This window comes from Mycobacterium sp., from assembly GCF_019247615.1.
In the GTDB taxonomy this organism is placed as follows: Bacteria; Actinomycetota; Actinomycetes; order Mycobacteriales; family Mycobacteriaceae; genus Mycobacterium.
The window spans coordinates 1-9,685 of record NZ_JAFBAT010000121.1; the positions used below are offsets into that span (position 1 = coordinate 1).

At 68.9% G+C, this 9,685-nt stretch carries 8 protein-coding genes and 2 pseudogenes; 5 read left to right on the forward strand and 5 right to left on the reverse strand.

Going from position 1 to position 9,685, the window contains the following annotated elements:
* The 3 genes and pseudogenes from JO059_RS08210 to JO059_RS08220 form a co-directional block, all read right to left on the reverse strand.
* Positions 1-353 (reverse strand): annotated as a pseudogene (locus tag JO059_RS08210) (menaquinol-cytochrome C reductase); the annotation flags it as partial.
* On the reverse strand, positions 350-1,171 hold the full coding sequence (locus tag JO059_RS08215; protein ID WP_293315605.1) for a cytochrome c: 822 nt from the start codon (positions 1,169-1,171) through the stop codon (positions 350-352). The gene JO059_RS08215 and the pseudogene JO059_RS08210, both read right to left, overlap by 4 nt.
* 142 nt (positions 1,172-1,313) lie before the next feature.
* A complete protein-coding gene (locus tag JO059_RS08220) occupies positions 1,314-1,925 on the reverse strand; it encodes a heme-copper oxidase subunit III (protein ID WP_293315600.1) in 612 nt (203 codons plus the stop codon).
* A 136-nt stretch (positions 1,926-2,061) separates the two neighbouring features.
* Here JO059_RS08220 and trpD point away from each other — a divergent pair, with 136 nt between their 5' ends.
* Positions 2,062-3,165, forward strand: a complete 1,104-nt coding sequence (gene trpD, locus JO059_RS08225; protein WP_293315601.1) for an anthranilate phosphoribosyltransferase — start codon at positions 2,062-2,064, stop codon at positions 3,163-3,165.
* Here trpD and JO059_RS08230 read toward each other — a convergent pair.
* A pseudogene (locus JO059_RS08230) lies at positions 3,103-4,965 on the reverse strand (DEDD exonuclease domain-containing protein); the annotation flags it as partial. The gene trpD and the pseudogene JO059_RS08230 overlap by 63 nt on opposite strands.
* A gap of 144 nt (positions 4,966-5,109) precedes the next feature.
* Between JO059_RS08230 and JO059_RS08235 the strand changes: the two are divergent.
* From JO059_RS08235 to pimB, 4 genes are all read left to right on the forward strand, one after another.
* Positions 5,110-5,373, forward strand: a complete 264-nt coding sequence (locus JO059_RS08235; RefSeq protein WP_293315602.1) for a hypothetical protein — start codon at positions 5,110-5,112, stop codon at positions 5,371-5,373.
* A gap of 199 nt (positions 5,374-5,572) precedes the next feature.
* Positions 5,573-6,727, forward strand: a complete 1,155-nt coding sequence (gene ripC, locus JO059_RS08240) for a peptidoglycan hydrolase RipC (RefSeq protein ID WP_293315606.1) — start codon at positions 5,573-5,575, stop codon at positions 6,725-6,727.
* A 40-nt stretch (positions 6,728-6,767) separates the two neighbouring features.
* On the forward strand, positions 6,768-7,610 hold the full coding sequence (locus JO059_RS08245; RefSeq protein ID WP_293315607.1) for a hypothetical protein: 843 nt from the start codon (positions 6,768-6,770) through the stop codon (positions 7,608-7,610).
* Positions 7,611-7,693: 83 nt separating this feature from the next.
* On the forward strand, positions 7,694-8,848 hold the full coding sequence (gene pimB, locus JO059_RS08250) for a GDP-mannose-dependent alpha-(1-6)-phosphatidylinositol monomannoside mannosyltransferase (RefSeq protein WP_293315603.1): 1,155 nt from the start codon (positions 7,694-7,696) through the stop codon (positions 8,846-8,848).
* On the opposite strand, the gene JO059_RS08255 is transcribed toward pimB, so the two are convergent.
* A partial coding sequence (locus JO059_RS08255) for an AMP-binding protein (protein ID WP_293315604.1) occupies positions 8,833-9,685 on the reverse strand: 853 nt, incomplete at its 5' end. The genes pimB and JO059_RS08255 overlap by 16 nt on opposite strands.

Here is a 9,685-nt window from a genome sequence, read left to right on the forward strand (position 1 = left end):
AGGCCGTACAGCGGGGTGGTCAGGGTGTAGAGCAGGCTGCCCGGGGCGTCCTTTGGCTTGTACTCCCACGGCCAGAACAAGAAGATCACCAGCAGCGCCAGACCGAAGAAGCCGCCCAGCAAAAGCCACAGCACCACGGAGCGCTCGGCGCGCTTCTCGGCTTTCGTGCCCTCGATCGGCCAGCGTGGCTCCTTGACGATGGTTTCGACGCCGTCCAATCTGCCGCCCAGCGCCACCAGTTCCTGTTGCGACATCGCCGCCAGGGCGGCGTCGCTGGGCTCGTGCGGCGCCGCCGGTCCGCCCTTGTCGGTGTCGGAGCCACGCGCGGCGGGTTCGCTGGAGAAGTCGCTCATGATGCTCGCGCCCCAATCCACAGTGCCAGCGCGATGGCGGCCACCATCCCGATGATCCATGCGGCCATGCCCTCGGGTGCAGGTCCGAAGCCACCGAGGCCGTAGCCACCCGGCTGCCGCTCTTCGCTGACGGTTTTCACGTACGCGATGATGTCTTTCTTGGCGTCGAAGGACAGCTGGCGGTCGGAGAACTTCGGCATGTTCTCCGGGCCGGTCAGCATCGCATCGAGGATTTGCTGTTCGTTGGCGAGTCCAAGGTCCGGCGCGTACTTGCCCGACGAGAGGGCGCCGCCCTTGCCCGTGAAGTTGTGGCACGAGGAGCAGTTCAGCCGGAACAGGTCGCCGCCCCGGCCGACGTCATTGCCGCGCAACGACCGCATGGCGATGGTGCCATCGGGATTGCGGGTTACCGTTGGTCCCCCGCCGTTGGCTTGCACGTAGGCGCCGATCGCGTCGATCTGGGATTCGTCGAAGATCGGCTCTTTACGGGGAGCCTGGGCGCCGGCGGCCATGAGCGGCATCCGACCGGTGGAGACCTGGAAGTACACGGCCGCCTCGCCGACGCCGATCAGGCCCGGCCCGTGGTCGGGCACGCCCTGCAGGTTGGCGCCGTGACAGGACACGCACGAGGTTTCGAACAGCTGCTTGCCGGTTCGCAGGATCGCCGAATTGGACTCGTCGGCAACGGCCACCTGCGGGCGGGGAGTCAGAACCGCGGCCAGCCCGCCGGCGACGGTCAGCGCGATCAGTAGGAGCAGGCCGCCGGACAGCCGGCGGCGAAGGCGCCGACGCGCGCGCTCTTTCGTCAGCCCTTTCAGTGGCCCTTTGCCGGGCCCTTTGCCCGGCACTTTGCCCGGCCCTTTGCCCGGCCCGCCTGGCCGTCTGCTGCCGCCGGATCGGATCGACCCCAGTTTCTTCAACCGAGCACTCCTGTTCATTCCTGTATTCGGAGTCGTCAGCTCATCGGATGAAATAGATCACCGTGAACAGCGCAATCCACACGATGTCGACGAAATGCCAGTAGTAGGAGACGACGATGCTGGCCGTCGCCTGCGCCGGCGTGAACTTCGTCATCGCGGTGCGGGCCAGCAGGAAGATGAACGCGATCAGCCCGCCCGTGACGTGCAGGCCGTGAAATCCGGTGGCCAGATAGAAGACGGTGCCGTAAGCGCTGCCCGGGATGGTCGTCCCGTGCGACGCCAGGTGGTAGTACTCGTACGCCTGGCCAAGGACGAAGAACAAACCCATCAGGAACGTGAGCACGTACCATCGACGAAGCCCGAAGACGTCGCCGCGTTCGGCCGCGAACACGCCCATCTGACAGGTGAACGACGACGCGATCAGCACCAGTGTGACCGGGACGGCCTGGTAGAGGTTGAGCTCGGTGGGCGGCGGCGGCCATTTCCCACCGGCCTGGGCACGCGCAGTGAAATACATCGCGAAAAGGCCAGCAAAGAACATCAGCTCGCTGGACAGCCACACGATGGTGCCGACACTCACCATGTTGGGCCGATTCAGCGAATGCACTCGCGACGTGATCGCAGTACCCGAAGTCCCCACAGCGCTGGTCACACCGCAAGTATGACGCTTTGTAGTTGTCGAACTCTACCCGGGTCAGAAATTTTGCTGATTGATGTCTACCCGCGGGGCCCCGGGCCGCCATCGGGCGATGGTGGGGGGCGATCGGTCCTCGTGGGACTATCGGCGCGTGGCCGCGTTGTCCGAAGACCCGTTGTCCGAAGACCCGTTGTCCGGGCCCGCATCGTCGTGGCCGCAAGTCCTGGGTCGGTTGACGGGCGGTCGGGACCTCGCGCGGGGTCAGGCCGCCTGGGCCATGGACCAGATCATGGCAGGTACCGCCAGCGCTGCGCAGATCGCGGCCTTCGCGGTGGCCATGACGATAAAGGTTCCCGCCGCGGCCGAAGTCAGCGAGCTGGCCGGTGTCATGTTGAGCCATGCGCGCCGGTTCCCCGTCGAAACGACCCGCCAGGACATCGGAGACGCCGTCGACATCGTCGGCACGGGTGGCGACGGCGTCAACACCGTGAACCTTTCCACGATGGCCTCGATCGTGGTTGCGGCCGCCGGCGTGCCGGTGATCAAGCACGGTAACCGCGCCTCGTCGTCGCTGTCGGGCGGCGCCGACACCCTGGAGGCACTCGGGGTGCGCATCGACCTCGAACCGGAAGAGGTCGCGCGCAGCCTCGCCGATGTCGGGATCGGGTTCTGCTTCGCGCCCCTGTTCCACCCGTCGTACCGCCACGCGTCGGCGGTGCGCCGCGAAATCGGCGTGCCGACCGTGTTCAATCTCCTTGGGCCACTTACGAATCCGGCCCAGCCGCGGGCGGGCTTGATTGGCTGCGCATTCGCGGACCTCGCCGAGGTGATGGCGGGGGTGTTCGCGGCTCGCCGCTCGAGCGTGCTGGTTGTGCACGGCGATGACGGGCTCGACGAACTCACGACGACGACCACGAGCACCATCTGGCGGGTGCAGGCCGGCACCGTGGACCGATTGACCTTTGATCCGGCAGGCTTCGGGTTCGCCCGCGCCGAGCTGCAGGACCTCCTCGGCGGCGACGCCCAGGCCAACGCCGCCGAGGCGCGCGCCGTGCTGGCCGGCGCCCGTGGCCCGGTCCGAGATGCCGTCGTCCTCAACGCCGCCGGAGCTATCGTCGCGCACGCCGGCCTATCCAGCCGCGCCGAATGGCTGCCGGCGTGGGAGGAGGGGCTGGAACGGGCCCGGGTGGCCATCGACTCCGGTACGGCCGAACAGTTGCTCGCGAGGTGGGTGCGGTTCGGCCAGCAAGTCTGAACCGGACGAAACCTGCCGGCCGGCCAGGCGCGCCGAGCGGGCCAACGCGGCCCATGCCGCCCATGCGCCGGCCGACTTCAGCGGTGATGCCCACCCCTCCTCGGCGACTCGAACGATGCGCACCCCAGGGGTGGCCAGCCAACGCGCGATGAGCGCGGTCTCCTCGAGCAGCGCACCACCAAGTGGTGCCGGCGCACGCAGGATCGCTTGTGCGGCAGCGCTTATGGCATCGACCACCGGCATCGGCGGCACACCGCGGCGCGCACAGCCGGCCGCGGCGAGTTGGCCGTACCGGATGACGGCGAGCTGGTAACCGGCCCGTCCGTCGGGGCCGTCCGGCTTGGCGGCCACCAGTTCCGGCACTGCGACGAGCGCTCGCAGCCGCTGGCCGCGCCACAGGGTCTCGACGGCGGCGGCGGTGCGGTCACGCAGGCGGGCCGCGCTCTCGAAGTGACGTTGCTGGGCGAGCGCGGTGACCTGGTGGACCGCGGCCGCCAGCGCGCCGTTGTCCAGCCCGTCGATCAATGCCGCGGCGCGCGCCACGGCCGCGGCGTATTGGGTGGCCGTCACTCCTCGCGCGGCCGGGCACGGCGAGATCTCCGCCTCGGGGCACGCCGGCCCGTGCAGGGCCGAACGTCCCAGCCGAGCGGTGCAGGTTCGCAATCCGGTGAATCGCGCGAGCAGAACGGCCGTGTCGGCGGCGTCGGTGCGCGAACGGAAAGGGCCGACGACGCGGTCGTGCCGCGGCGCGCGCACCGCCGACAGCCGCGGAAACGCATCGTCGGTCAGTGCGAGCCACCACCAGCGCTGGGGGAACCTGGACCGGCGGTTGTACGGCGGGGCGTGGGCGGCCAGCATTCTTAGTTCGCGCACGCCCGCCTCGAGCGAATGCGCGCACTCGACATGCTCGACCGCGCTGGCCAGCGTGACCATCTCCTTCATCCGGCCGCGTGGATCGGCGCCGGTGAAGTACTGACCCACCCGCCGCCGCAGGTCGACCGCGGTGCCGACGTAAAGCACCTCGCCGCCCGGTCCGCGGAACAGGTAAACCCCCGGGCGGTGTGGGAGGCCGTCGGCGAGGACGCGCTTGCGGCGCTGGGCCGGCGTCACGTCCGGCAGGTAGGAGCGCAGGTCGCCGTAGGTATGCACACCCTGATTGCCCACCCGTTCGATGAGCGCGTGCAGGACGTCGACGGTGGCGCGGGCATCATCGAGGGCCCGGTGGGTGGGTTGGTTGGCGACCGCGAACAGCCGGGCCAGCGCTGCGAGCCGGACGCTGGGCGCCTCCTCGCGACTCAGCACGCGGCGAGCCAGCCGCACGGTGCACAGCACCGGCGGGCGCCGCCAGGCGATTTCGCAGCGCCGCGCCGCGGCCTGAAGGAATCCGATGTCGAACCCCGCGTTGTGGGCGACCAGCACCGCGCCGCGAGCGAACTCGAGGAACATCGGCAGCACCGCCTCAATCCTCGGGGCGTCGCACACCATCGCCGTGCTGATGCCGGTGAGCCGCACGATTTGCGGTGGGATGTCGCGCTCCGGGTCGACGAGGGTGGCGAACTCACCGAGCACGAGGCCCCCGCGGACCTTGACCGCCCCGATCTCGGTGATGGCGTCGGGCGGTGTGCCCTCGGCGCCTTTGGCGCGCCCGCCGGTGGTCTCGAGGTCCACCACGACGAAAGTGGTTTCGCGCAAGGGAATCTCGTCGAATCCGGAGGCGGCGCGGCCCCATGCGGCGGCGCGGGCTTCCCGGCCTTCCGCAAGGTCGCCGAAACTCAGCTGAGTCCCGACGCCCGCGCCCATGGCTGCGACCGTAGGCACGCCTACCGACAGCGGCGTGATTCCCACGCCGGGCGAGCACTGACGGCGCGATGTCGGTGGCGGCGGTTAGCGTCTGGCTAGCCGGCGATTTCCCGTTCGGAAAGCCAGACGAGAGGACGGCCCCTGATGGCATCGAGCAACCGCACAGCACAGCCCGGCAGGCCCAACGGTGCCGCGCCCGATCCAAACGCCCCCGTGGTCATTGACTGCGACGACTGTGCGGCGCGCGGCCCGGGCTGTCGCGACTGTGTGGTCAGTGTGCTACTCGGGGTCCCGGAGACCTTGTTGGACGACGAACGCGCCGCCCTGGAGGTGCTCGCCGACGTCGGACTCGCGCCGCGATTGCGGCTGGTCCCCATTCGCCGCGCTCGCGGGTCTGGTGTAGCTTAATTGCCTTGTGCGCCAAAACCGCTGGCTCGCCTTAGGAGTTTGCCAGAATTCACAAGGTAATGACAGAAATCTTGCCGTTTTCTTAACGATCTGGTTTGGACAAACGCCGATATCGTTTCGTAACCTGTTTGAGACCTAAACTAGCTCGACGACGATCGGTCGAAGGCCGTTGGGGGATGCAATTTTGAGGTTCGACTTTATGTACCCATGTGCGCGTGTGGTTACACGTTCTGCCCTAGGTATGTTAGCGAGCCTGATCGTCTTCTCGGGGGGTTTTGCCACGAATGCCGTGGCCGATCCGGCCGATGACGCGCTGGCCAAGCTCAACGAGCTGTCCCGCCAGGCGGAGCAGACGACCGAGGCGATGCACACCGCTGAGCTGGACCTGGGCCACAAGCTGGTCGCCCTGCAGGCCGCAGAGAAGAAGCACGCGGACGACCAGGCCGCCGTGGATGCGGCGAAGGCCCGCTTGACCACGTTCCAAAGCGCGGTCAACAAACTGGCCGCCGCGACCTACATGGGTGGCAGCGTCGACGGCATGGCAGCCATGCTGACCGCCGGGTCACCGCAAGGTCTGATCGACGAACTGGCCGTGCAGCGGCTGATGGCAACTCAAATGCGCACACAGATGGCCAATTACCGCATTGCCGGTGAGCAGGCCGCCAGGGCCGAACAGGCTTCCGCGAAATCCGCCGCGGAGGCGAAATCCGTCGCCGAGCAGGCGGCTGCGGTCCGCGCGAGCCTGCAGTCCAAGCAGAGCCAGTTGCAGGTGCAGATCGCGGTGGTCAAATCGCAGTACGTGGCGTTGTCGCCCGAGCAGCGCACCGCGCTCGCCGACCCAGGGCGGGTCCCGGCGGGCGTCCCGGCGCCGGGCGCGCCGGCGCCGGACGCGTTGCCACCCGGCATGCCGCCCCCGGGCGAGCAAGCACCGGGCGAGGCGCCGCCCCCCTTCGGACTGCCAGGACTGCCCGGACTGCCAGGAGGCCCAGGGCTGCCTCCCGGCGGCGGTGACCGTGCGACCGTCGTGCAGGCGGCGTTGACGCAGGTCGGGTCCTCCTATGTGTGGGGCGGAGCCGCTCCCGGCGGCTTCGATTGCTCCGGACTGGTGATGTGGGCATTCCAGCAGGCCGGCATCTCGCTGCCGCACTCCAGCCAGGCGCAGTCTCAGGGCGGTCAACCGGTGGCGCTGGCGGATCTGCAGCCCGGCGACGTGGTGACGTTCTATTCCGACGCGTCACACAGCGGCATCTACGTCGGTGACGGCATGGTGATCCATTCCTCCACGTTCGGTGTGCCGGTGCGGGTGGTGCCCTTGAACGCCGCGGGCCCGGTCCACGACGCGCGCCGCTACTAGCGGCGCCGGCCGCCCGTACTGGCGCCGACGGCTTCCGTCGCTGCTGGCCTTCGTGTTTGTCGTTGGATTGATCGCGGCCGCCGCCATTCCGGTCGGCGCAGGGCGGGATAAGGCGCCCACCCCGGGTCGCGCGTCCGTGAGTCACGTCAGCGCGCCCGCTTTGTCCATGGTTGTCGGGGACCGGACTGTTCGGCTGATCGCGCTCGGCGGCCCCAGCAGCGACCGCCTGCTTTCGGGTATCGCGGCGAGCCTCGGTGCCGCGGTCGACGCGGTGGAGACCTTCTGGGGCGTCGACTGGTCCCGCGATGTGTCGGTTGTGGTCGCCGGCTCCGGGGAACAGTTTCGGCAGGCCGCGGGCGGCGGGCCGGAACCCCAGTGGGCCGACATCGCGGCGGTGACCGTCGCCGACCACGTCGATCCGGCCCATCGGGTGGCGGTCGGCGAACGAATCGTCTTCGCGCCGGGCGCGGCCAACATGAGTGCGCAAGCTTTGCGAATTGTTCTGACCCACGAGCTTTTTCACTATGCGGCCAGGGCCGACACCGCCTTGGATGCCCCGCATTGGCTGACCGAGGGAGTTGCCGATTTCGTAGCCCGACCGAGCGCTGCGAGGCCCTCGGCAGCGCCGTCCGTCGCGCTGACTTTGCCCTCGGATGCCGAGCTCGACAATGCGGGGCCGCAGCGCTCACTGGCTTATGACCGCGCCTGGTGGTTCGCTCGCTTCGTCGCCGACACCTACGGCACGGCCACATTGCGGGCGTTCTACTCCGCCGCTTGCGGAGCCGGGCACTCCGACGTGCAAAGCGCCATCCGCGACGTACTCGGCACCGACGATGGCGAGGTGCTCGCGCGCTGGCGGGAATGGATGCTCGGCGAGCATTGATTGCCGCACGCCCCGCAAGCGGGAGGTGCCCCCATCTCAGACCGTTGCACGGTCTGCATCGTCGCCAGGCTAACGTGACGCGGGTGAGCCGGGTCCTGCTGGTAACCAACGACTTTCCGCCGCGTCCGGGCGGCATCCAGTCCTACCTGAGCGAGTTCGTCAGCCGGCTGGTCGACGCGGGGTCCCATTCCGTCATCGTGTACGCACCGCAGTGGAAGGGTGCCGACGCCTTCGACGACTCGGCCCGATGCGCGGGCTATCGGGTGGTGCGCCACCCTGGAACGCTGATGCTGCCCGGCCCGGCGGTAGACGCCCGGATGCGCCGCCTGATCGTCGAGCACGGTATCGACACCGTCTGGTTCGGCGCGGCCGCACCCCTGGCGCTGCTGGCGTCGCGCGCCCGACAGGCCGGCGCGACGCGGGTGGTGGCCAGCACTCACGGGCATGAGGTGGGTTGGTCGATGCTTCCCGTCGCGCGGTCGGTGCTGCGCCGCATCGGCGACACCACCGACGTCGTGACCTTCGTCAGCCGCTACACGCGCTCCAGGTTCGCCTCAGCGTTCGGGCCGGCAGCGACGTTGGAACACCTGCCCCCTGGGGTGGACACGGAAAGGTTCCGGCCCGATGCGGCCGCGCGGGCCGAGCTGCGTGATCGCTACCGGCTCGGCGAGCGGCCCACCGTGGTGTGCGTGTCGCGGCTGGTCCCGCGTAAAGGCCAGGACACGCTGATCAGGGCGTTGCCCTCGATCCGGCGGCGGGTTGACGGCGCCGCGTTGGTGATCGTCGGCGGCGGTCCGCATCTGGAAGCGCTGCGCAAGCTGGCCAAGGAATGCGGGGTGGCCGAGCACGTGACATTCACCCGCGGCGTGCCGGCCCACGAACTGCCGGCCCACCACGCATTGGCCGACGTGTTCGCGATGCCCTGTCGGACCCGCGGCGCGGGCATGGACGTTGAAGGTTTGGGCATCGTGTTTCTGGAGGCCTCGGCGACCGGTGTGCCGGTCATCGCCGGATTATCCGGCGGAGCACCAGAAACTGTGCAGCACAACAAGACCGGGTTGGTGGTCGACGGCCGTTCGGTGAGCAGGGTGAGCGCTGCCGTCACCGAGTTGCTCGCCGACCCGGCCCGCGCCGCCGCGATGGGCGCGGCCGGGCGTGCCTGGGTGACGTCGCAGTGGCGCTGGGACAGGCTTGCGGGCCGGCTTTCCGATCTCTTGGCGGGTCAGTCGCTTTCGTAGATCGATTCGATATCGGAAGCGAACTTCTCCGCCACCACCTTGCGCTTGACCTTCATCGTCGGCGTCAGTTCGCCGGTGTCCTCGGTGAAATCGACCGGCAGGATGCGGAATTTGCGGATCGACTCGGCGTGCGACACCGACATGTTGGCGTGTTTGACGGCGGCGTCCACCTCGGCGACGAGGTCGGGATCGGTGGCCAGATCGCCGACGGGCGCGCTGGCGGGCTTGTGGTTGCGCTCCTTCCACGCCTCGAACGCCTCGGGGTCGATGGTGATCAGGGCGCCGATGAACGGTTTCGCGTCGCCCACCACCAGCGCCTGGCTGATCAGCGGGTGCGCGCGCAGTTGATCCTCGAGCACCGCGGGGGCGACGTTCTTGCCGCCGGCGGTGACGATGATCTCCTTCTTGCGGCCGGTGATCTTCAAGAACCCGTCTTCGTCGAGCGCACCGAGATCCCCGGTCTTGAACCAGCCGTCCGTGTACGCCTCGCCGGTGGCCTGCTCATTGCGCCAGTAGCCGCTGAACACCACGCCGCCCCGCACCAAGAGCTCGCCGTCGTCGGCGATGCGCATGCTGTTGCCGGGCACCAACGTTCCGACGGTGCCGATCTTGACGTTGCCGACCTGGTTGACGGTGATCGCCGAGCTGGTCTCGGTCAGGCCATATCCCTCGTGGATGGTCAGACCCACGCCGCGGTAGAAGTGCCCCAGCCGCGAGCCCAGCGGCGCACCGCCGGAGACGGCCGCGTGGCGGTCGCCGCCCAGCGCGGCGCGCAGTTTGTTGTACACCAGTCGGTCGAACACGGCGTGCTTGGCGCGCAGCGCCAGACCGCGGCGG

Excerpts from the sequence above, each read along its gene's own strand:
- ripC (WP_293315606.1), top strand. The coding sequence starts at position 5,573 with ATGTACCCATGTGCGCGTGTGGTTACACGTTCTGCCCTAGGTATGTTA.
- JO059_RS08235 (WP_293315602.1), top strand. The coding sequence starts at position 5,110 with ATGGCATCGAGCAACCGCACAGCACAGCCCGGCAGGCCCAACGGTGCC.